General features: G+C 57.5%; 1 protein-coding gene. It reads left to right on the top strand.

Going from position 1 to position 26,609, the window contains the following annotated elements; genetic code table 11:
- Nucleotides 1-110: 110 nt before the first annotated feature.
- Nucleotides 111-26,468: a hypothetical protein gene (locus tag CSC3H3_RS25040; RefSeq protein ID WP_281262535.1), complete on the top strand. Its 26,358-nt coding sequence runs from the start codon at nt 111-113 to the stop codon at nt 26,466-26,468.
- The last annotated feature ends 141 nt before the right edge of the window (nt 26,469-26,609 follow it).

The following is a 26,609-nucleotide window of genomic DNA, read 5'->3' as shown; positions in this document are numbered from 1 at the left end:
CGTTTAAGCTGTTGCCGCGCAAGGGCTGCTGAAATATACTGTCGTATATGGGAAGTTGTGAATATTTTCCGGCAGGGGTGCCGGTTGGTCCCATGTAGGGAGATACGAAATTGACAGCGGCAGCCAATCAGGATGATGGCTCGGGATTCACTGATCCCGGTTTGGAAGATGTTCTTGATACCCGTACGGAAAATAGCTCTTCCGGTGCGGGTGAAACTGATTCTGGCGCGTCAAAAAATGCCGGTGCGACACCGGCACAGGTTCCCCAATCCATCGCGACCCAGGTTTTCACCAATATCCAGAATGTCATTGGCAGCGCCTATAACGATGTGCTGATCGCCGATGGCAATACCGGCAGCCTTAATGGCGGTGCTGGCAACGATACGCTGGTGGCCGGCGAAGGCAGTGACCATCTGACGGGCGGGCAGGGGCGTGACCTGTTCGTGCTGCAGCAGGGTTTCGGCCAGACCACGATTACCGATTTTGACCCCACCCAGGATTCCCTTTCCTTTGCCGGTAACGATGTTGCCTCCACACTGGATCTGATCAGTCTTGCCCGCCAGGATGGCGACAATGTCGTGATCGATTTTGGCAATGGCGATGTGCTGGTGCTGCAGAACTTCAGCGTTGCTGATCTGCAGGCTGTTTCGATTACCGATGCGGGCAGCATTGTCGGCCTTGCCGATGGCAGCTCGATCAATCTGCCGGATCTGTCTTCGATCAACTATATCGAAGGCAGCGCTGGTGATGACGTGATCGCCGGAACGTCGGGCGATGATGCCATCAGCGGTGGCGGTGGCAATGACGTGGTCGATGGTGGCGCAGGCAATGACAGCCTGTCCTATTGGGGGCAGGTTGATGGTGTGAATGTCGATATGGCATCTGGCACGGCCAGCAGCTCCAACGGTCGCGATACGGTTTCGTTTTCCAATATCAGCAATGTTGCCGGTTCCAACGGTTCCGACATTCTGCGCGGCGATGCCAACGACAATATCCTCTATGGCGCGGGCGGTGATGATACCTTCTCGCCCGGCGGCGGCAATGACCAGATCATTGGTGGTGATGGCAACAATACGCTCGATTACAGCGATGCGACTGGTGGCGTTGTTGTCGATGTGCGCTCTGGCCAGGGTGAAATTACCAACAATACCGAAACCTCTGCATCTGACGAAACGGCCGCGAATGATGGGGCCTCTGACGGCGCATCGGGGGATGATGCCACCGGTGCCGCCAGTGAGGGTGAAACCGGCAACACGGATGGATCGGGGGATACATCCGGCGATACGTCGGGTAATTCCGGCGATGAAACCTCCGGTGAAACAGGTTCAGGCGAAACCGGCAACGGTTCAACAGATACCGGCAGCGATGGCGACGTTTCGGGCGGTTCCGACAGCGACAATATCGGTGGGTCCTCGGGGGATGACAGCACTGGTAATGGCGCGACGAACGGTGAAGAAACTGGTTCGGACGACGAAGCTGCTAGCGAGACTGGTTCCGGTTCTGACGACACCAACGGCTCAACCGGCACTGGTGAAGACGAAACCAGCGGCGGTGAAACCGGCGTAAATGACGGGTCTGGGGAAGAAACCGGCAACACGGATGGATCGGGGGATACATCCGGTGACACGTCGGGCAATTCCGGCGAAGAAACTTCTGGTGAAACAGGTTCAGGCGAAACCGGCGACGGTTCAACGGATACCGGCAGTGATGGCGACGTTTCCGGCGGTTCCGGCAGCGACGATACCAGTGGGTCCTCGGGGGATGACACCACGGGTGATGGTGCTGCGGACGGCGATGAAGCCGGTTCGGACAACGAAGCTGGTAGCGAGACCGGTTCAGGGTCTGAAGACGGAAACGGCTCAACTGGCACTGGTGCAGACGAAACCAGCGGGGGTGAAACCGGCGTAAATGATGGGTCTGGGGAAGAAACCGGCAACACGGATGGATCGGGGGATACATCTGGTGATACGTCGGGCAATTCCGGTGAAGAAACCTCCGGTGAAACGGGATCAGGTGAAACCGGCGACGGTTCAACAGATACTGGTAGTGATGGCGATGTTTCAGGCGGTTCCGGCAGCGACGATACCAGTGGGTCCTCGGGGGATGACGCCACGGGTGATGGGGCTGCGGACGGCGATGAAGCCGGTAGCGAAACAGGTTCAGGTTCTGACGACACAAATGGTTCAACCGGCACTGGCGCAGACGAAACCAGCGGCGGTGAAACCGGCGTAAATGACGGGTCTGGGGAAGAAACCGGCAACACGGATGGATCGGGGGATACATCCGGTGATACGTCGGGCAATTCCGGCGATGAAACCTCCGGTGAAACGGGATCAGGTGAAACCGGCAACGGTTCGACAGGTACCGATAGCGATGGCGATGTTTCGGGCGGTTCCGGTGCCGACGATACCAGTGGGCCCTCCGGGGATGACACCACAGGTAATGGCACCACGGACGGTGATGAAGCCGGAAGTGAGACTGGTTCAGGATCAGATGATACCAACGGCTCCACCGGCACTGGTGAAGACGAAACCAGCGGCGGTGAAACCGGCATAAATGATGGGTCTGGGGAAGAAACTGGAAATACGGATGGATCGGGGGATACATCCGGTGATATGTCGGGCAATTCCGGCGAAGAAACCTCCGGTGAAACGGGATCAGGCGAAACCGGCGACGGTTCGACGGATGCTGGCAGCGGTGGCGACGTTTCAGGCGGTTCCGGCAGCGACGATACCAGCGGGTCCTCGGGGGATGACACCGCGGGTGATGGTGCGCCGGGCGATAATGATTCCGGTTCTGATGAAACCGGTTCCGGTGACACGGGTGAGGGGGCATCTGACGCGGGTACTGGTGACGGTGACGGCGAAACCGGTGCTGGTGATACGGGCAGTGATGCTGGAGAAACCGGTGCTGGCAGCGACGGCACGGATGGTTCAGATAGTTCCGATAGTTCCGATGGCACCACGCCAAGCGATAACGTGCCGACCAATGGCCGGGACATTGTGCATGGTACGGTCGGGGCAGATACGCTGGCAGGCGGCGATGGCGATGATACCCTTCAGGGTGGCGATGGTGACGACGTCCTTCATGGCGGCACAGGCAACGACATATTGCAGGGCGGCGCAGGCAATGACGCCCTGACCGGTGCAAGCGGCAATGATGTGCTGCAGGGCGGTGATGGCGACGACTTGCTTGATGGCGGCGCTGGTAATGACATCGTTCAGGGTGGCGCGGGCAATGACAGCCTGATTGGTGGCACTGGTGATGATGTTATCCAGGGTGGCTCCGGCGACGATTATTTGCAGGGCGGCCTGGGCAATGATCAGCTGCAGGGCGGCGAAGGCACCGATACTGTTGATTATAGCGACGCTGTTTCTGGCGTGCGGGTTGATCTTGCCCATGAAACTGCCACGGGTGGCGCGGGCAATGACATTGTCCAGATGGTTGAAAATGTTCAGGGTTCCGCCTTTGACGACCATTTGACCGGTGACGACGGCAATAACGTGCTGTCGGGGGGCGATGGCATTGATACCCTGACAGGTGGTGCCGGGGATGACACCCTTACAGGCGGAGCCGGTGTTGATGATATTCAGCTGACCGAAGGTTTTGGTAACGACACGGTCACCGATTTTGAAATTGGTGCCGATATCATTGATCTGTCCCGCCTGGTTGTGCCGGACTTTGCCACCCTGCAGGGCATGATGCAGGATGATGGCAACGGTAATACCGTCATCGATTTTGGCGATGATGGTTCGCTTACCCTTGAAAATGTCGATTCAGCAAGTCTGACCCAGGATAATTTCCGTGGTTTTGGCCGTATCTTTGCCGATGACGCCGATGACAGCGTTGAAGGCACGGGTGGCGATGACGCCATTTATGGTTTTGAAGGTGACGATACCCTGCATGGTGGTGCTGGCAATGACGTGCTGTCTGGCGGGGATGGTGATGACACGCTGAGCGGCGGTGCGGGCGACGATACCCTGCGCGGCGAAGAAGGCGTTGATACGGTTGATTATTCCGATGCGCCTGGCAGCGTGAATGTTGATCTGGCTTCCGGCACGGCAACCGGTGCTGCTGGTAATGACGTTCTGGACCGTATTGAGAATGTAATCGGGTCGAATTTTGCCGATACCATCAATGGTGATGATGGTGTTAACCAACTGCAGGGTGGTGCCGGTGATGACGTGATCACCGGGGCTGGCGGCAATGATGTGCTCGACGGTGGGGCCGGTAACGACACCTTCTTTGGTGAGGCAGGTAACGACACCTATATTGGTGGTAGCGGCACCGATACCCTTGATCTGAGTGCGCGTGAAGCGGCACAGAATGTTGATCTGCGTCAGGGAACGGTAACTGATAGTGCTACTGGCGAAGTCGATAGTGTCAGCAGTGTTGAAAACATCATTACCGGCAATGGCAATGATGTTGTTGCCGGTAATAGCGCCAATAACGTGATTCAGACCGGGGCTGGCGACGATATTTTGTCGGGCGGTGGCGGCGATGATATTCTGGATGGCGGCGAAGGCAGTGACACCGTCAGCTATGTTGGTGAAGGCCCGGTCAATGTTGATCTGGCTGCGGGCCATGCTGACCTTGCATCAGGCAGCCAGACACTTTCCAATATTGAAAATGTCACGGGTTCCAATGGCGATGACATTATCGCTGGTGATGATGGCAACAATATCCTCAATGGGAGTGCCGGTAACGATACCCTGATAGGGTCCGGCGGCGATGATACACTGCTGGGTGGTTCGGGCACCGACACGATCGATTATTCGGCCAGTGATGCAAACCTTTCGATCGATCTGGGTGCTGGCACGGCGACGGGTGAAGGTAACGACACCCTCTCTGGTATCGAAAATGTGGTTGCCGGTAATGGTGACGACATCATCCATGGCAGTAGTGCAGCCAATAACATTGATGCCGGTGCTGGCAATGACACGGTATTTGGCAGTGCCGGTGCCGATGTCCTTGAAGGTGGCAGTGGTCACGACACCCTGTCCTTTGCCGATGTGAGCGGCGGCGTGACCCTGGATATCGGGAATGGCACGGCCACCGTTGGCAATGCCGTTACCAGCTTCTCCGGGTTCGAGGAATTTGAAGGATCGGCCGGTGCCGATACCCTGATTGGCAGCGATGGTGCAGATACCATCCGCGCCGGTGCCGGTAACGACACTATTGACGGTGGTGCTGGCGACGATGTGCTTTCGGGTGGTGCGGGCGCAGATACCTTTATTGTATCTGCGCAAAGCGGCAATGACCTGATTACGGATTTTGATCCGTCGCAGGATGTTCTGGACCTGCAGGGCCTGGACGGGCTTGAGCTGTTTTCCGATGTTGCGCCGCTGATTGGCGAAAATGCCGACGGCTTTGCCACTATTACCGTGGGCGATAGCGTTATTACGCTGGAAAATGTCAGCCCCGATGATCTGACCTACCGTAATTTTACCGGCATACGCTCGCTCGAAGGGACCCCGGATGCCGATATTCTGGATGGGACGGATCGCAGCGATGTGATCGATGGTCTGGAATCAAACGATACCATTAATGGCTTTGCCGGCAATGACAGCCTGAGTGGCGGTGACGGTAACGACACGATCAGCGGTGGCGAAGGTAACGACATTATTGATGGCGGGGATGGCATCGATACGGCCTCCTATCGCAATGCCACGGGGGGCGTGAATGTCAGCATTGAAGATGGTACTGCGACAGGTGCCGCTGGCAATGACAGCCTGAGCAATATTGAAAACCTGGAAGGTTCCGGGTTTGACGACATTTTGTCGGGGGATGCGGGCAACAACATCCTGTCGGGCAATGCCGGCAACGATATTTTGCATGGTGGCGCCGGCGATGATGTGTTGCAGGGGGGCGGTGGGACGGATACCGCTGATTATAGCGACGCCGCTGGCGATATTACGGTGGACCTTGCAGCAGGAACAGCAACGGGGGCTGCTGGCAATGACACATTAAGTGGCATTGAGAATGTGACCGCCGGCACTGGCGATGACATTTTGTCGGGCAATAATCAGGCCAATATCCTGTCGGGCGGGGCAGGTAACGATACGCTGTCCGGCGGCCTTGGCACCGATACCCTGATTGGTGGTGCTGGTGCCGACACGCTTGTTGGGGGTGCTGGCAATGACGTGCTGACCGGCGGCAGCGGTGCCGACCAGTTTGTGTTTGGTGCCGATGAAGGCAATGACACGATTACCGACTTCAACCCCGCTGAAGACATGATCGATCTGTCGGGCTTTAACCTGCCAAATTGGGAAGTCCTGCGCCTGGCGATTGGCAGTAACGATGCCGGCGATGCGGTTATTCGTCTGAATGGCCAGGAACTAACCCTGACGGGTATTTCGCCTGATGCCCTGAGTGCAGCGAATTTCAATGACATTTCCTCGCTTGGTGCTACCGACAATGCCGATACCATCACCGGTACCGATTTTGCCGAATTGATCGATGGTCTGGCCGGTGATGATGTGATTTCGGGCGGCGGCGGCGATGACGTAATTCTTGCTGGTGCTGGCAATGACACGCTTGCTGGCGGCGCTGGAAATGACAGTCTTGATGGTGGTGCCGGCCAGGATATGGTCGACTATTCCGCCGCGCGCGGGGTTACTGTCAATCTGGCGGATGGCACGGCAACCCAGCCGGGTGGTGAAACGGATGTTCTGACCTCTATCGAGGATGTAAACGGATCGTCTGCTGCCGATACCATTATTGGTAATGATGCCAATAACACCCTGCTTGGCAATGGTGGCAATGATATCCTCGATGGTGGTGCCGGTAACGACTTGCTCTCTGGTGGGACAGGTACTGATCGCCTTGCTGGTGGTACGGGCAACGACATCCTTGACGGCGGTGCCGGTAATGACAGCCTTGATGGCGGCGCTGGCGATGACAGCCTTTCGGGTGGTGCTGGCGACGATATGCTGCGTGGTGGTGCAGGCAATGACAGCATCGATGGTGGCGACGGCAACGATACCGTTACCTATGATGATGCCACCGGTGGCGTGACGGCCGATCTGACCACGGGCCAGGCCACAGGCATTGATGGTACTGATACACTTGCAAATATCGAAAATCTGATCGGTTCGGATTTTGACGATGTGCTTTCAGGCAATGACCAGAACAATGTTATTTCTGGCGGGGCCGGGAATGACGTGCTTGATGGCCGCGGTGGGGACGATACCCTCTCGGGCGGCCTTGGCGACGACACCATTACGGGTGGCGAGGGTAATGATACCGTCAGCTATGAAAATACTGGCGCGGAAGGTGTTAGCGTTGATCTGGGTGCTGGCACAGCGACCGGCGCAGCCGGGAATGATACCTTAAGCGGCATTGAAAACATTACCGGTTCGGATGGCAGTGACATCCTGACGGGCGATGACGGCGTCAACATCATTTCGGCTGGCGCGGGGAACGATACCCTGCGTGGCGGTGCGGGCTACGATACCCTTTCGGGCGGGGATGGTGCCGACCTTTACAAGGTTGCAGCCGGTGACGGCCATGATGTGGTTACCGATTTCAATGTTGCCAGCGACCGGATCGATGTTGGTGAACTTGATATCGATACCTATGGCCGCCTGCGCGAAAACATGACCGTCGATGGCGATGGCAACCTCGTAATCGATCTGGGCGATGGCAGCAGCATGACCCTGCAGGGGGTTGGGCTGGATGATATTTCGGCAGCCAATTTTGTTGGTATTCACGATATTTCCGGCACATCTGGCGACGACACTCTGATCGGAACCAGCGGTGACGACACCATGTCGGGCCTGGAAGGCAACGACACCCTGATCGGCCTTGATGGCAATGATTACATGCTGGGCGGTGATGGCAATGACCAACTGACCGGTGGTGCGGGTGCCGATTACATTGATGGTGGCGATGGTATTGATACCGTCCATTACGATGATGTCAGCGGTAATGTAACCGTCGATCTGGCGCAGGGCAGTGCCAGCGGTGCTGCTGGCAACGATAGCCTGTCGCGCATTGAAAACGTGGTTGCCGGTGCCGGGAACGATATTTTGCGCGGCGATGGCGGCAGCAATATCCTTGATGGCGGTGCCGGGAACGACACGCTGACCGGTGCGGGCGGCGACGATACCCTGTTTGGCGGCAGCGGCAATGACATGGCCGATTACAGTGCTGCTGGCGGATCGGTGAATGTTGATCTGCAAAATATGACGGCAACCGGTGCTGATGGCAACGATACGCTGGTGAATATCGAGGATGTTTCAGGCAGCCAGTTTGCCGATATTCTGGCAGGCAGCACCGTTGATAACGTGATTTCGGCCAATAATGGCGATGACACCATCATTGGTAGCGAAGGCAATGATACCCTGCGCGGTGGTGCGGGTATCGACACCGTCAGCTATGGCAATGCCAGCGGGGCCATGATCATCAATCTGACGCAGGGTTCTGCGACGGGGATGGGTATAGACCGCCTGGATAGCATCGAAAATGCCAGTGGTTCACAATATGGCGATACCATCACTGGTAACAGCCAGAACAATATCCTAAGCGGCCTTGCCGGGAACGACACCCTTTCGGGGGGCGGCGGAGATGACACCCTGCTCGGTGGTGCGGGCAACGACCTGCTTGATGGTGGCAGCGGGTCGGATGTGATCGACGGTGGCGACGGCATTGATACCGTCAGCTATGCCAGCGAACTGGGCAATGGTGTGGTGGCCAACCTGGCCACAGGCACCGGTGTTACCGCAAGCGGCACAGATACCCTTAGCAATATCGAAAACCTGATCGGTTCAGCCGGGAATGACGTGCTGGGCGGCAATGCAGCCATCAATACCCTGGTGGGTGGTGCGGGCAACGATACCCTGCTGGGCAGTGCAGGCGATGACGTGCTGCAGGGCGGCCTTGGCGATGACACGGTTGATTACGGCAATGTTGCCTCGGGCGTGAATGTCAATCTGGCGGATGGCACAGCCATTGGCGATTTTGGCAACCAGACCCTTGATAGCATTGAAAATGTTACCGGCAGTGCATTTGACGACCAGCTTTCGGGAACAAGTGCTGCCAACGTTATGCGTGGTGGCGCCGGGAATGACACCATCAATGCCCTGGGTGGCAATGATACCGTTTTTGGTGGTGCCGGTAATGATACCATCGATGCCGGGGCAGGTAATGACACGGTTTCGGGGGGCAGCGGCGATGATACCCTTGAAGGTGGTGCTGGCACCGACACCCTGGATTACAGCACCACCGATGGTGCGGTAAATGTCGACCTGGCAGCAGGCACAGCCAGCGGTGCCGATGGCAATGATACCCTTTCCGGTTTTGAAAATGTGACCGGTTCGGCATTTGACGATGTATTGGCCGGTAATGCCGCCAATAACGTGCTGTCAGGTGGCGCGGGCGACGATACCCTGACGGGTGGAGCCGGCAATGACATCCTTGATGGCGGTGCCGGTGATGACCGCTTCCTGGGTGAAGCGGGCGACGATGTCTATTCCGGCGGCGAAGGCCGCGATGTGCTGGATTACAGCGATGCCGATGGCGCGCTGAATATTAACCTTGCAGCATCAACGGCCACCGGTGGCGATATCGGCCAGGACCGTTTTACCGGGATCGAAGAAGTTATTGGTTCGGATTATGCCGATACCTTTACCGGCAGCGCCGATGCCGACACCCTGCATGCCGGTGCCGGCAATGACACCGTTTTTGGTGGCGCTGGCGATGACGTTCTGTTTGGCGATGCGGGGGATGACTTCCTGCGTGGTGGTGCCGGTGCGGACACCATTGATGGTGGCGAAGGCATTGATACCGTCAGCTATGACAATGCGACCGCGGGCGTAACGGCGGATCTGTCTACCGGGCGGGTTAGCGGCGGCGATGCCGACCGTCTGATCAATGTTGAAAACATCAATGGTTCCGCCTTTGATGACGTGCTGAGCGGCGATAGCGGCAATAACGTTTTAACCGGCGGTGCTGGCAATGACGTATTGTCGGGCGGTGCGGGCAATGACGTGTTGCTGGGTGGTACCGGCAATGACACGCTTTCGGGCGGTGCCGGTATTGATACCCTGGATGGCGGTGCGGGCGTTGATACCCTTGATACATCGGCACAGGGTGGCGACCAGGTCGTTGATCTGGCGGCGGGCACGGTCATCATCAATGGTGAAACCGACAGCATTTCAAATATTGAAAATATCACCACAGGTGCCGGCAACGACATTATTACCGGCGATGCCGGGGCCAACGTGATCATGGCCGGGGCCGGCAATGATATGATTGATGGTGGCGCAGGTATTGATACCGCGTCCTATCGCAATATCGATGGCCCGGTCACGGTTGACATGGCATCGGGCACTTTAAGTGGCACAACGGCTGGCCTTGACCAGCTTCGCAATATTGAAATTGTTGAAGGCACCGGTAATGCCGATACCTTCCTTGGCAGCACCGGCAGCGATACTTTTATTGGCGGGGCAGGTAATGACTGGTTTGATGCCGGTACAGGCAATGACCGTCTGACACTGGGATCGGGCAACGACACGGTTGTGTTCAATCCCGGTGATGGCAACGACACGATTACCGATTTTGAGGTTGGCGGCGATGTTATCGACCTGACCGCCTTTAATATCGGCGGGTTCGATGCCCTGAAATCCATGTTTGGCACCGATGCCAACGGCAACCTGACCATCAGCCTGAATGGCAAGGACAGCATCACGCTTCTGAATGTTAATCCGGCCAGCCTGACGGCGGATAATTTCAAAGGTGTTGATGTTCAGCTTGGCACCGATGAGGTCGATGAGCTGACCGGTACGGATGGCAGTGACGTTATCAATGCCCTTGATGGTGATGATACCGTTTCGGCCGGTCTGGGGAATGACCGGGTTATTGGCGGTGGAGGCAATGATATCCTGGATGGCGGCAGCGGTGACGATACACTTGCCGGTGGCGCTGGCAGTGATGATCTGCGCGGTGGTGAAGGCATTGATACGGCCGACTACGCCAATGAAAGCCAGGGTATTTCGGCCAGCCTGCAGGACAATACTGTCACCGGTGGCGATGGCGACGATACCCTTAGTGGCATTGAAAATGTCACCGGCACGCTGTTTGACGATGTGTTGCGGGGCGATGCTGGCAATAACGTCCTGACGGGCCTTTCGGGTAATGACCTGTTTGAAGGTGGCGCAGGTGATGACACCCTTCTGGGGGGTGAAGGCAGCGACACGGTCGATTTTTCGGCGGCAACAGGTGGCATGCATGTTGATCTGAGCGCAGGCACCGCAACCGGCCAGGGCACCGATACCCTGGGCAGCATCGAAAATGTTATTGGATCGGATTTCAATGACGTGATCGCCGGATCATCGGGCGATAACACCATTATGGCGGGCGGCGGTAACGACGCCATTGATACCGGCGATGGCGATGACGTGATCGATGCCGGGTCGGGTGCCGATGATATTAATGCCGGTGCCGGCAATGACACCATTATGGGTGGTGCCGGTGATGACGCCATCAATGCTGGCGCTGGCAACGATATCCTACGCGGCGGTGACGGTGATGACGTCCTGCAGGGCAATGATGGCAATGACTGGATTTATGGTGATGCCGGTGACGACATTATCGATGGTGGCGATGGCGACCACGATACTGCCGATTATTCTGGGATTGATGGCGGCGTTGTTGTTGACCTTGTAAACCAGTATGCCACCGGTGCTGCGGGCAATGACATTGTTCGCAATATCGAACATGTTATTGGCACCGATTACGCCGATACCCTGATTGGCAGCAATGGTGTCACCACCCTTGATGGTGGCCTTGGCAACGATACCCTGATCGGCGGTGCATCGGACGATGTGATCATTACCGGCGAAGGCGACGACATGGTTGTGGTCGCCCCTGGTGGTGGCAGCGACAATGTTGTCGATTTCGACCCCGAACACGACAAAATCGATCTTTCTGCCTATGGCATTGAAACCTACGAAGAACTGTCTGATCGCATGTTTACCGATGCGTCAGGCAATGTTGTTATTTCCCTGTCACCCGATGAAACCCTGACCCTTGAAGGCGTTGATATTAACGACCTTGGGCCAGGCAATTTCTATGGTTATGTTACCATCGAAGGCACGGAATTTGACGATGTTCTGAATGGCAGCCAGCTTGACGATGAAATCAATGCCCTTGATGGCAATGATATTATCGATGGCAAAAATGGTGATGACGTTATCAATGCAGGCGCAGGCGACGACACCCTGATTGGTGGCGCAGGCGACGATACCCTGCGTGGCGGCGAGGGTAATGACACCGCCGATTACGGTGATGCCAACGAAGCCGTCACCGTGGATATTGGCGCAGGCACCGCAAGTGGTGCGGCTGGAAATGATGTTCTTGATAGCATTGAAAATGCCACCGGTGGTGATGGCAACGACATCCTGATTGGCGATGAAAACGTCAATATCCTTGATGGCGGCGCAGGGGATGACACCATTCTTGGGGCTGGCGGCGATGACACGCTGATTGGCGGGATCGGCAACGACACCCTGTCTTATGGTGATGCCAGCGGCGGCGTGGATGTTGACCTTGCTTCTGGCACGGCTGGCGGCGCGGCGGGCAATGATGTCCTTTCCGGTTTTGAAAATGTCGAAGGGTCGGATTTTAACGACACCATCACTGGTAACGACCAGGACAATGTCATTTCCGGTGGTGCCGGGGATGATACGCTTGCCGGTGGCGCGGGCAATGACACCGTTCTGGGTGGCGATGGTAACGATACCCTGCAGGCCGGCAGCGGCAATGATACGCTGGCAGGCGGTGATGGCCGGGATATGGCCGATTACAGTGACCGCACCACACCGGTTGTCGCCGACCTTGCCGATGGCACAGCGCAAAGTGCCGCGGGCAATGACACCCTGATTGATATTGAAGACCTTAAGGGCGGTGACGGCAACGACACCCTTGCCGGGTCGGATGGGGATAACCTGTTGCTGGGCGGTGCGGGCGATGACAGCCTGTTTGGCCGCGACGGTGCCGATACCCTGGCCGGTGGCCTGGGCGCAGACCTGATTGATGCCGGGGCAGGTGACGACGTCCTGAAATTTGAAGGCGACGCAATTGCGGATGCCAGCGACAGTACCGATCATGTCGGTAGCCCGACCAGCGCCGGGACAGGCGAAATTGCCGATATTTCGGGTAAAAACCTGTCGGCTGACAGCTTTGTGGGTGGCGAAGGCAATGACACCCTTCTTGCCGGGGATGGCGATGACGCCATCATCCTTGATCGTGACCATGCCAATGGCGGTGCGGACCAGCCCGCGCTTGTGGATATCGAAAATATCCAGGCGGGTGCCGGTAACGACATTGTTGACCTGACCAGTGAAAAATTCAGCTATGGCGACGTAACCATCGATGGTGGCGCTGGCGATGACATCCTGTGGGCCAATGATGGCAATGACGTAATTTCGGGCGGCACCGGCAACGACACCATCCGTGGTGGTGCGGGTAACGATATTATCGATGGCGGCGAAGGCAACGATACCCTTGCTGGCGACGCTGGCAGCGACACCCTGTTTGGTGGCGCTGGTGATGACAGCCTTTCAGGCGGTGCCGATGCCGATACACTTTCGGGCGATGCCGGTAATGACGTGCTTGATGGCGGCGAAGGCAATGACCTGCTTCTTGGCGGTGATGGCCTTGATACCCTGATTGGTGGTACGGGTGATGACAGCCTTTCGGGCGGTGCTGATGCCGATACACTTTCGGGCGATGCCGGTAATGACGTGCTTGATGGTGGCGAGGGCAACGACGTCCTGCTCGGCGGTGATGGCCTTGATACCCTGATTGGTGGTGCGGGTGATGACAGCCTTTCGGGCGGTGCGGATGCCGATACACTTTCGGGCGATGCCGGTAATGACGTGCTTGATGGCGGCGAGGGCAATGACCTGCTTCTGGGCGGTGATGGTCTTGATACCCTGTTCGGTGGTGCGGGTGATGACAGCCTTTCGGGCGGTGCGGATGCCGACACGCTTTCGGGTGATACGGGTAATGACGTGCTTGATGGCGGCGAAGGCAATGACCTGCTGCTTGGTGGTGATGGCCTTGATACCCTGATCGGTGGTGCCGGGGATGATACCCTTTCAGGCGGTGCCGGTGCTGATACCCTGTTGGGTGGTGAGGGCAATGACAGCCTGGATGGTGGCGAAGGCGCCGATGTGATTGATGGTGGTATCGGCAATGATGTGATCAAAGCTGGTGCTGGCAATGATGTGCTGTCGGGCGGTGAAGGCAGCGATACCCTTGATATGGGCGATGCCCACGGCGCGCAGATTGACCTTGCTGCTGGTAGCGCAACATCGGATGCGACCGGAACCGACAGCATTGACGGTTTTGAAAATGTCATTGCCACCGATGGCGATGATACCGTCATTGGCAGCGACGTTGCCAACACCATTGATACCGGTGCAGGCAATGACACCATTTCTGCCGGGGCAGGTAATGACCATGTCATGGCAGGCAGCGGTGATGACGTGGTTGCGATTGATGCCGGTGATGACACCCTTGAAGGTGGCGAAGGTATTGATACGCTGGACCTGTCAAATGCGCAGGGCAGCGTAACGGTTGACCTTGCCGCCGGTACGGCAAATGGGGATCAGACCGGGGCTGACGTGATCAGCGGGTTTGAAAACATTACCGGTTCCGCCCAGAATGACCAGCTTTCCGGCGATGCCGGGGCCAACACCATTGATGGTGGTGCGGGCAATGATACCCTTGCCGGCGGTGCCGGTGATGACCTGCTTTCGGGCGGGGCAGGCAATGACGTCATTGATGCCGGTGCCGGGAACGATGTTGTTTCCGGTGGTGAAGGCCATGACGTGTTTGTTTTTGCCGATGGCACAGACCACGACATCGTCAGCGATTTTACGCCGGGCGAAGATGTTATTTCCCTGCCTGACAGCAATATTACAACCTGGACCGAGTTGCAGCCGCTTCTGGGCAGCAACGGTGCCGGTGATGCCGTAATCAACCTGCCGCAGGGCGGCACGGTAACCTTGCAGGGTGTCAGCCTGGATCAGCTTGGCCCCGACCAGTTTGATGGCGTGCAAAATGTTGGCACTCCGGGCGACGATACCCTGACGGGGACCGACGGCGACGACAATTTTGATACCATTGGCGGCAATGATACCGTCGCGGCTGGTGCTGGTAACGACACCGTTTCCGGCGGTGCCGGTGATGATACGCTTGATGGTGGCACTGGCGATGACGTGCTTGATGGCGGCGATGATGCCGATACCCTTTCGGGTGGTGAGGGCACCGATACGCTTTCGGGCGGCAATGGCGATGACACCCTGCAATTTGGCGCGGACCATGTCGGCCAGGCCGGTGATCAGACCGACCATGCCGGCAGCCCCGGCCATGCCGGAACCGGTGCCATTGCCGATCTTGAAGGCAAAGGCCTTAGCGATGACAGCCTCGATGGCGGTGCTGGCCACGATACCCTTTTGGGGACGTCGGGCGATGATGCCATCATTCTTGATGGCGACCATGCCAACGGCACGGCAAACCCGGCAATCAGCGATATCGAAGTAATCGATGCTGGTGCAGGCGATGACGTTGTTGATCTGACCAGCGGGCAATATGCCTATGGCGATGTCACCATCGATGGTGGTGCGGGCAATGACACCCTGTGGGGCAATGTCGGCAACGACACCCTGTTGGGTGGCGATGGCAATGATGCGCTTAATGGTGGCGCGGGGAATGACGTTGTTGATGGCGGTGCCGGTAACGATAGCCTGGTTGCCAGTGCTGGCAATGATACGCTGCTAGGGGGCGACGGGGTTGATACCCTTGATATGTCCGGGGCCAATGGCGCAACGGTTAACCTGGCAGCAGGTAGCGCATCCTCGGCAGCAACTGGGACGGACCAGGTTTCCGGCATTGAAAATGTTTTGGGTTCTGGCGGTAATGACACCATCACTGGTGATGCAGGCGTAAACAGCCTGGCCGGGCAGGCCGGGGACGATGTGATTGACGGCGGGGCTGGCAATGACGTGATTGATGCCGGTAGCGGCAACGATACGGTCATGGCGGGTGCTGGCGATGACACGCTTGCCGGTGGCGAAGGCAGCGACACGCTTGATATGTCCGGTGCTGGTCAGGCCAGTGTCAATCTGGCGGCGGGTATTGCCATTGGTGATAATACTGGCAGCGACCAGATTTCCGGTTTTGAAAATGTCATTGGCTCGTCCGGGGATGATTCCATTGCCGGTTCGGATGGCGATAACATCATTGATGCCGGTGATGGCAACGACCATGTCCTGGGCGGTGTCGGTAATGACACCCTGCTGGGCGGTGATGGCACCGATACGCTTGATGGTGGCCTTGGCAATGACAGCCTTGATGGCGGCGCGGGCAATGACACCCTTTTGGGTGGTGCCGGCGATGATACGCTTTCGGGCGGCACCGGGGATGATGTGCTTGATGCCGGTGATGGCAATGATATCGCCCATGGTGGCGACGGGGCCGATACCGTTTTTGGTGGTACTGGCAATGACACGCTGAGCGGCGATGCCGGGAACGATACCCTGTCGGGTGATGCCGGGAATGACGTGATTGACGGTGGCGACGGCAATGATGTGCTTTCGGGTGGCGAAGGTGCCGATACCCTGCAGGGTGGTGCGGGCGATGATGTTCTGGACGGTGGCATTGGCAATGACCTGCTTTCGGGTGGTGAAGGTGCCGATACGCTGATTGGTGGGGCTGGCGATGACAGCCTGCTGGGCGGTGCCGGGAATGACGTGATCGAGGCTGGTTCTGGCAACGACGTTATTGATGGGGGTGCCGGGGCTGACACACTGGTCTTTGCCGATGGCACCGATCATGACGTGGTCAATGGCTTTACCGTTGGCGAAGATGTTATTTCCCTGCCCGATCTTGATGTTTCAAGCTGGACATTGTTGCAGCCCTATCTGGGCGAAAATGCCAATGGTGATGCGGTTATCAACCTGCCGATGGGCGGGACGGTCACGCTGACGGGCGTTGCCCTGGCTGATCTGAATGCCGATGCCTTTGACGGTGTTGAAAACATCGCAACCGAAGGCGACGATACCCTGAGGGGTGGCGATGGTGATGACACCATTGATGCCGGTTCGGGCAACGATACCCTAAGCGGTGGTGACGGTAACGACACCCTGGGCGGTGATGCCGGTGATGATACCATCGATGGCGGTGCCGGTGATGACAGCCTGGGTGGCGGCGAAGGTTCCGATACGCTTGAAGGCGGCGATGGCAACGACACCATCGATGGCGGCAGCGGTGATGACACTGTTTCGGGTGGCGATGGCCAGGATACGCTGGGTGGTGGCGAAGGCCGCGATACCGTTTTGGGCGGTGCAGGCGATGACGTGCTGCATTTTGAAAACGACCATACCGGGACCGCAGCCGACAGCACCAACAATGTTGGCAGCCCCGGCGTTGCCGGAACAGGCGAAGTCGCCAACCTGAATGGTGCAGGCCTTAGCGACGATGTGTTTGATGGTGGCGAAGGCATCGATACCCTGCTCGGTACATCGGGCAAGGATGCGATTATCCTTGATAATGATCACAGCTTTGGCAGCACCGGCACCCCGGGCATTGTTGATGTTGAAGTCATCAATACCGGCGCAGGCGATGACGTTGTTGATCTGACATCGTCGAAATTCGGTTATGGCGACGTCACGGTTGATGGCGGCACGGGCAACGACACCCTGTGGACCAACCAGGGCAATGACACCATTTATGCCGGTGATGGCAATGACGCGGTAAATGCCGGCGCCGGGAACGATACCGTTTTCGGTGGTGCCGGTAATGACCGCCTTGATGGTGGCGCTGGTGATGACAGCGTTGATGGCTGCCTTGGCAATGACAGCCTGGCAGGTGGTGCTGGCAACGACACCCTGACCGGTGGTGCCGGTGATGACACCCTTGATGGCGGTGCGGGTAATGACAGCCTGTCGGGCGGGGATGGCCTTGATATTATTGCCGATGGCGCGGGCAACGACGTTGTTTCGGGCGGCGAAGGTAATGATACGCTGGTGGCAGGTGCCGGGGATGACGCGCTTGCAGGGGATGGCGGGTTTGATACCCTTGATATGTCCCAGGCGCAGTCGGGTGCGGTGGTTAACCTTGCTGATGGTACTGCATCGTCCAATGAAACCGGGCACGATACCCTGACCGGTATTGAAAATGTTACCGGTGGTGCCGGTCGTGATTTCCTGACGGGGAATGACCAGGGCAACCGCCTGGATGGTGGTGCGGGTCATGACGTGGTAACCGGCGGTGCCGGGGCCGATCATCTGATTGGCGGCAGCGGCAACGACGTGCTTGATGGCGCGGCCGGAAATGACAGTATCGATGCCGGAACCGGCGATGACTGGGTTTATGCCGGTGCGGGCGATGATATCCTGAATGGTGATGCCGGGATTGATACCCTGGATATGAGCCGCGCAGTCGGCCCCGTCAGTGTTGACCTTGCAACTGGTCATGCCAGCAGCGGATCGACGGGCAATGACACCGTTTCGGGTTTTGAAAATGTCGTTGGTGGTGCGGGTGATGACACGCTGTTGGGAGGTACCGGTGCCAATTCCCTGTTTGGCGGGGCGGGCAATGACCTGCTGGATGGTGGTCTGGGTAACGATACCCTGACCGGCGGTACCGGCAATGATACCTTCCGCTTTGCTGATGGTACGGATAACGATGTCGTCACCGATTTCAAACCGGGTGAAGACACCATTTCCCTGCCTGATAGCGGCTATGTCAGCTGGACCCAGCTTCGCGAACAGCTGGTCGATGACGGCCACGGCAACACCATTATCAACCTGCCTGCGGGGGGCACCATCCTGTTGCAGGGTGTGGCACTTGGCAGCCTGGGCGCGGATGATTTTGCCAATATCGCCGATGGCGGCACGGCCTATGACGACGTCCTTGCCGGTGGCGAGGGCGATGATGAAATTGACGGCCTTGATGGCAATGACACTATTTCCGGCGGTGCTGGCAATGATACGCTGGGCGGTGATGCCGGTAACGATACCCTGTCGGGTGGTGCAGGTGATGACACGCTTGCTGGTGGCGAAGGCAATGACAGTCTGTCGGGTGATGCGGGCAATGATACCCTTGCTGGTGGTGCGGGCGATGACAGCCTTGCCGGTGGCACGGGTGATGACACCCTAAGTGGCGGTGAAGGCAACGACACCCTGTCGGGTGGTGCGGGCACCGATGAAATCGACGGCGGTGCGGGCGATGACGTCCTGCAATTCAATGCCGATGATCAGGCCGCATCGGGTACGACCACCGAAAACCAGGGCAGCCCGGGTGTTGGCGGTACTGGTGATCTGGCTGATATTGGCAATCATGCCATTACCGCAGACAGCTTTGTTGGTGGCGAGGGCGTTGATACCCTGCAGCTTTCGGGGGGCAATGATGCGCTGGTGCTGGATGGGGCCAAACTTGGCCTGGGCGGCGATGGCGCAACCGAAACCCGCAGCTTTGGCCTGACCAATCAGTCCAACCCGACGGCTGTGCAAACGGCATGGTCTGGTGCGGGGCTTTATGCATATGATTTTGGTGTGCCGGTTACCGATGAAAACGGCAAGCTGAACCTTGCCGCCGGGACCGATACCATTGCCTATGACGGCAACGGCATTGGCAATAATGGCGGCAGCCCGGCAGGCAGCCAGATCAACCATAATGGTCAGACAGGCCAAAGCGAAAGCATCGTTGTCGATCTGGGCGCGGATTCAATCCGTGCCATGGTTCAGGTTTCCAACATGCTGCGCGGGGAATCCGGTGGTGAAACCGGTAGCTGGCAGGCCTTTGATGCCAACGGCAATCTGGTCGCCAGTGGTGATCTGAACGGCGATACCGTCAATTATACCAGCGGTGATGTTGGCACGGCCGAAATCTCGGTGCTGGATGCCAGTGGCAACCCAATTGCCTTCCGCTATCTTTCCTTTGCCGCCGAACCCTATGCCGATGGCAGCCAGGGCAGCGACAGCAGCGATTATTTCCTGCGTTCCATCAGTTTTGATGTCGTGACCGATGCCCCGGCCGGTGCCCAGCTTGACGGGATTGAAAATATCCTGGCTGGTGATGGCAATGACGTGGTCGATCTTACCAGCGATCATTTGTCCTATGGCGATGTCGTTATCGATGGTGGCAATGGCAATGACACCCTGTGGGCCAATGCGGGTAATGACACGCTGCTGGGCGGCAACGGTGCCGATAACCTCTATGGTGGTGCGGGTAACGATACGCTTGACGGTGGATCGGGCTATGACGTTTTGGACGGCGCATCAGGCAATGACTACCTGATTGGTGGTGTTGGTAACGATACCATGCGTGGTGGCCTGGGCGATGACACCATCTATGGCGGTGCCGATACCGACACCGTCCTGTATGACGATGCCATTTCCGGCGTAAATGTTGACCTTTCCGCCAACACGGCAACGGGCGGTGCGGGCAATGACATTCTGCAATATGTTGAAAATGTCGTTGGTTCCGATTTCGACGATACGATTACCGGTAATGCATCGGCCAACGTCCTTAACGGTGGTGCCGGTAATGATACCCTGGCCGGTGGTGCGGGCAATGACACCCTTAATGGTGGCGATGGCCGCGATACCGCTGATTATAGCGGTTCGACCAGTGGCGTTATCGCAAACCTCGCCTCGGGCAGCGCCCAGATCGGTGCAAACGAAGCCGATCGTCTGATCTCGATCGAAGATATTATCGGCTCGTCGAAAAACGACGTTCTGGCTGGCAATAGCGGCGATAACCTGATCGATGGTGGCGCCGGTAATGACCAGCTTAGCGGTGGTGACGGTAACGACACGCTGCTGGGGGGGGCTGGAAACGATACGCTGAAAGGCGGTAATGGCGCGGACATCCTTTCGGGTGATGCCGGCAGCGATACGCTTTTGGGTGGCGAAGGTGCCGATAGCATTTCGGGCGGGGCGGATAACGATATCCTTTCCGGCGATGGCGGCGACGACGTTCTTGATGGCGGCGCGGGCGATGACCAGCTTTCGGGCGGTGATGGTGCCGATACCCTGTTTGGTGGCGACGGCAATGACAGCCTGAGCGGCGGTAACGACGCCGACACCCTGTCAGGCGATGCCGGGAACGACACGCTTGACGGTGGCGCTGGCAACGACATGTTGGATGGCGGCGCGGGCGATGATCAGCTTTCGGGCGGTGATGGTGCCGATACCCTGTTTGGTGGCGACGGCAATGACAGCCTAAGCGGCGGTAACGATGCCGACACCCTGTCAGGCGATGCCGGGAATGACACGCTTGACGGTGGCGCTGGCAATGACGTGCTGGGTGGCGGTGACGGTAACGACACCCTGCTGGGTGGTGATGGTAATGACCAGCTGGCAGGCGGTGCTGGCGATGACACCCTGTCGGGTGGCACGGGCAATGACCTGATTGAAGGGGGCGAAGGCAACGACCTGCTGTTGGGTGGTGACGGTGCCGATACGCTGGTTGCCGGTGCTGGCGATGACATTATTGATGGTGGAGCCGGGGCCGACAGCCTGATTTTCGCCGATGGCACCGACCACGACATCGTGCGCAATTTCAGCCTGGAAGAAGACCATATCTCTTTGCCGGACCTTAATGTTGGCAGCTGGTCCGAACTGAAGGGCATGATTGCCGATGATGCCAATGGTAATGCGGTTATCACCCTGCCGCAGGGCGGGACCATTACCCTTGAAGGTATCTCGATCGCGCAACTAAGTGCCGATCAGTTTGATGGTGTTGAAAATATTGCCTCCGACCTGGGCGATACCCTTGCCGGAACCAGCGGCGATGACGTGATCGATGCCCTTGGCGGTGACGATACCGTTAGCGGCGGTGAAGGGAACGACACCCTGCTGGGCAATGATGGCAATGACGTGCTGTCGGGCGGGGATGGTAACGATACCCTTTCCGGTGGGGCTGGCGATGATACCCTTGCTGGCGGCGCAGGCGATGACGTGTTGCAGTTTACCGGCGATCACACCGGAACCGCGACCAGCGACACCGACCATGCGGGCAGCCCGACCAGCACAGGCACAGGCATTGGTGTATCGCTTGATGGTATGGGAATGTCGGGTGATGTTTTCGCCGGTGGAGAAGGCATTGATACCCTGAACGGTACGGATGGCAATGATGCCATCATCCTGGATGCGGACCATGCGGGCGGCACGGCTGCGGCTGGTATATCGGGCATTGAAGTAATCAATGCCGGTGCTGGCAATGACGTGGTTGACCTGACCAGTTCACAATATGGGTATGGCGATGTCACGGTTGATGGTGGCAGCGGCAATGACGTGCTGTGGACCAGCGATGGCAATGACACCATTCTGGGCGGCGAGGGTAATGATATTATCCATGACGGTGCCGGTAATGACGTTGTCGATGCAGGTGCTGGTGATGACACCCTGATGGGCAGTGCCGGTGCCGATACCCTGATGGGCGGCGAAGGCATCGATACCGTTGATTACAGCCATTCTGCCCAGGGCGTTGAAGCCTATCTTGGCGCAACCGATGGCAATGCACGTAATCCGTGGGCGGCAAATGAAGGCCTGAGCGGCGATGCCGCTGGCGATATTCTTTCGGGTATTGAACGGGTAATTGCCTCGGCCCATGACGATTACATCTATGGCAACAGCCAGGACAATGTGGTTGATCTGGGTGATGGCAATGACGTGTTTGACAATGTCGAGGCCGATGCCAGCATTGACACCATTGATGGTGGTCTGGGCAACGACACCATCTGGGTTGGCGATGGCGGCGACACCGTTCATGGTGGTGCAGGCAACGATGTGCTGTATGGCGAACTGGGTGATGATACCCTTTATGGTGATGATGGCCGCGATATCCTGAATGGCGGCGGCGGCAATGACAGCCTGGATGGCGGTGCTGGTGACGACACCATGCAAACCGGATCGGGCGCAGACCATGTCATCGTCACCAGCACCGACGGCCACAAGGTGGTAACCGATTTCAACACCAGCGAAGACCGCGTCTCGCTGGCCGGTGTTGGCATTACCGAATGGTCCGATCTGGCATCACGCCTGTCGGAGGTGAATGGCAACCTGGTGATTGATCTGGGTGAAAATGGTTCGCTGACCCTGCGTGGGGTGCATCTGCGCGATATCAGTGCCGATACCTTCGAGGATGTTGACGGCTTTATCGGTGCAACCCCCTATGACGACGTGCTTTCGGGGACGTCGGCGGGCGATTATATCGATGCGCTGGCCGGTGATGACGTGGTTGAAGGGGGTGCTGGCGACGACACCCTGATCGGCAATGATGGCAATGACCAGATTTCTGGCGGTTCGGGCAATGACACCATCCTTGGGGGTAACCAGGATGACGTGCTTGATGGCGGTTCGGGTGATGACTGGATCGATGGCGAGGACGGGGCCGATGTGATTTCCGGCGGGGATGGCAATGATTCCCTGTTTGGTGGTGCTGGCGATGACGTTATCGATGGCGAAGGCGGCGAAGATTACATCGACGGCAAGGATGGTAATGACCACCTGATTGGCGGCGTGGAAAATGACACCATCTTCGGGTCGGGCGGTAATGACTGGATCGAAGCGGGCGATGGCAATGACATCGTTTCGGGGGGCGATAACGAAGACCTGATCTTTGGCGGTGCCGGCAACGATACGCTTTCGGGCGACAGCGGCAATGACACCATCGAAGGCGGTGCTGGGAACGACATTATCACCGGTGGCGATGGCAATGACCTGCTGGCGGGCGACTGGAACAATGGTGGCGGCGACGACACCCTTTCCGGCGGCAATGGTGATGACACCCTGTGGGGTGGTGATGGCAACGACATTCTGAATGGCGATGCTGGCAATGATTATCTGCTTGGTGCTGATGGCAACGACACGCTTGATGGCGGGGCAGGTAACGATACCTTCACCGGTGGTTCCGGCAATGACACGATTGTTGTTTCCAATAATGCGGGCAACAAGCTTGTTACTGATTTTGCCATCGGGCAGGACAAAATCTCGCTTACGGCGATGGGCATTACCGACTGGTCGGACCTTGCCGGTCACATGTCGCAGGTTGGCAATGATGTCGTCATTTTCCTTAATGGCGAAGGCACGCTGACCCTTGAAGATATCCGCCTTGAAGATTTGAGCGCGGATTCCTTCGTTGGTGTTACCGGTACCAGCGGCCCGACCGAATATCGCGATGTGCTTTATGGCACCAGCAACAATGATTCCATCGCAGCCCTTGCCGGTGATGACACGGTCATGGGCCTTGGCGGGCAGGATACCCTGCGCGGTATGGATGGTAATGACACCCTTTATGGCGATGACGGTGATGATCGCCTTTATGGGGATCAGGGTAATGACCGCCTTGAAGGCGGCAGCGGCCAGGATCGCCTTGAAGGTGGCGATGGCAATGACGTGCTGCTGGGCAATGATGGCGATGACAGCCTGCTGGGTGGCACCGGCGATGATACGCTTGATGGTGGCCAGGGCCAGGATCGCCTGTTTGGCGATGATGGCAACGACACCATTTATGGTGGTTCGGGCGATGATTCGATCAAGGGCGGCACCGGCCATGACGTTCTGAACGGTCAGGATAACAATGACCGTATCTGGGGCGAAGATGGTAACGACACCCTGTTTGGCGAAAATGGCGATGACTCGCTTTATGGCGGTACCGGCAATGACGTGATTGACGGTGGCGCCAACAATGATCGCCTGTTTGGCGAAGATGGCGATGATACCCTGTATGGTCAAAGCGGCGATGACAGCCTGAACGGTGATTCCGGCAACGATATCCTTGATGGTGGCGATGGCAATGACCGCCTGTGGGGTGGCAATGGTAACGATACGCTAAGCGGCGGTGCCGGCAATGACAGCCTTGATGGCGGATCGGGCCGGGATACGGCAAGCTATGCCAATGCCAGCGCGGCTGTTGCCGTTGACCTTTCGGTTCATACGGCATCGGGTGGTGCCGGGCAGGACTTCCTGACCTCGATCGAGGATCTGATTGGGTCGAACTTTGCCGATGCCCTGTTTGGTGATGAAGGTGCCAACCTGCTTTCGGGCCTGAATGGCGATGACCTGCTTTCGGGCGGTGGCGGCAATGATGACCTGCTGGGCGGCCTTGGCAACGATACCCTGTGGGGCGGTTCGGGCAATGACCACCTTGTTGGTGGCGATGGCAACGATACCCTGTGGGGCGGCAGTGGCCAGGACCAGCTTGATGGCGGTGCCGGTGACGATGTCCTGCAATATCATGACGATGCCAACTGGACGTCGGGCAATGCGGTGCGTGATATGGGCGACCCGAATGCACCGGGCAGCAATGTTCAGATCAATCTGAGCGGTTATCACCAGTCCAACGACATCTTTAATGGTGGCGAAGGCCACGACACGCTGGTTATGTCTTCGGGCAATGATGCCTTGATCCTGCATGATGACCTGTCCGCACCGGGGGTATCACCGCGCATTTCCGGCATCGAAGTTATCGATGCTGGCAATGGTAACGATATCGTCGATCTGACCAGTTCAACCAACAGCTATGGCGATGTCACCATCGATGGCGGCACGGGCGACGATATTTTGTGGTCCAATGCCGGTGATGATGTGCTAATTGGCGGTGAAGGCAACGATACCCTGCATGGTGGCAGCGGCAATGACGTGCTTTCCGGTGGGGCCGGGCAGGACGTGCTTGACGGTGGCGCAGGCGATGACGTGCTGCAATATAATGCCGATGGTCACTGGAATAACCAGTGGTACGCCCTGAATGACGGTGCACCGGGCGAAGACGGGCACAGCAATACCAGTGGCTGGGGCCATTTCTTCCATAATGGCAATGGGTATGGCCATGATGATGGCGGTGATGCCGGTACGGGCGATATGGTCAATCTCGATGGGTACAACCAGTCCAACGACATCTTCAACGGTGGCGATGGCGTTGATACCCTGCAACTGACCAGCGGTAATGACGCCCTGTTCCTTGACGATACGGCAAGTGATCCGGGCACTTCGCCGCGTATTTCCGGGATCGAGGTTATTGATGCCGGTGATGGAGATGATATCGTTGATCTGACCAGCCAGAACGAAAGCTATGGCGATGTCACCATTCATGGCGGCAATGGCAATGACGTGATCTGGTCCAATGCAGGCGATGACGTACTGACCGGCGGTGCTGGTAATGACACGCTTTATGGCGGCCTGGGCGATGATACGCTGACCGGTGGTTCGGGCTGGGATCAGTTTGTGGCGGGTGATGTTACCGGCCATGATGTAATCACCGACTTCACCGAAGGCGAAGACATCATCGATCTTAGTGAATGGAACTATAACAATTTCAACCAGATCGAAGCCGACATGCATCTTGATGCCAGCGGCCAGAACCTGGTGATTGACTTGGGCCATGATGCCTCGATCACGCTGATGGGCATTGACCACAACCTGAAAGCCGATGATTTCAACTTCCACGGATAGTTGGTTTGGCCAAACCTGAAAAAAACAAAACCCGCAGATGCCTGGCATGTGCGGGTTTTGTTTTGGGCTTTATGAGGAAATAGTTTTGGAAATTTTAAAATGTGCGCATTTCATAGAAGTTGTCAGATGACTTCGGATGTA

The organism is Thalassospira marina, assembly GCF_002844375.1.
Lineage (GTDB): Bacteria > Pseudomonadota > Alphaproteobacteria > Rhodospirillales > Thalassospiraceae > Thalassospira > Thalassospira marina.
The sequence above is the reverse complement of the archived record's forward strand: the minus strand, read 5'-3'. Positions and strand labels throughout refer to the sequence as shown.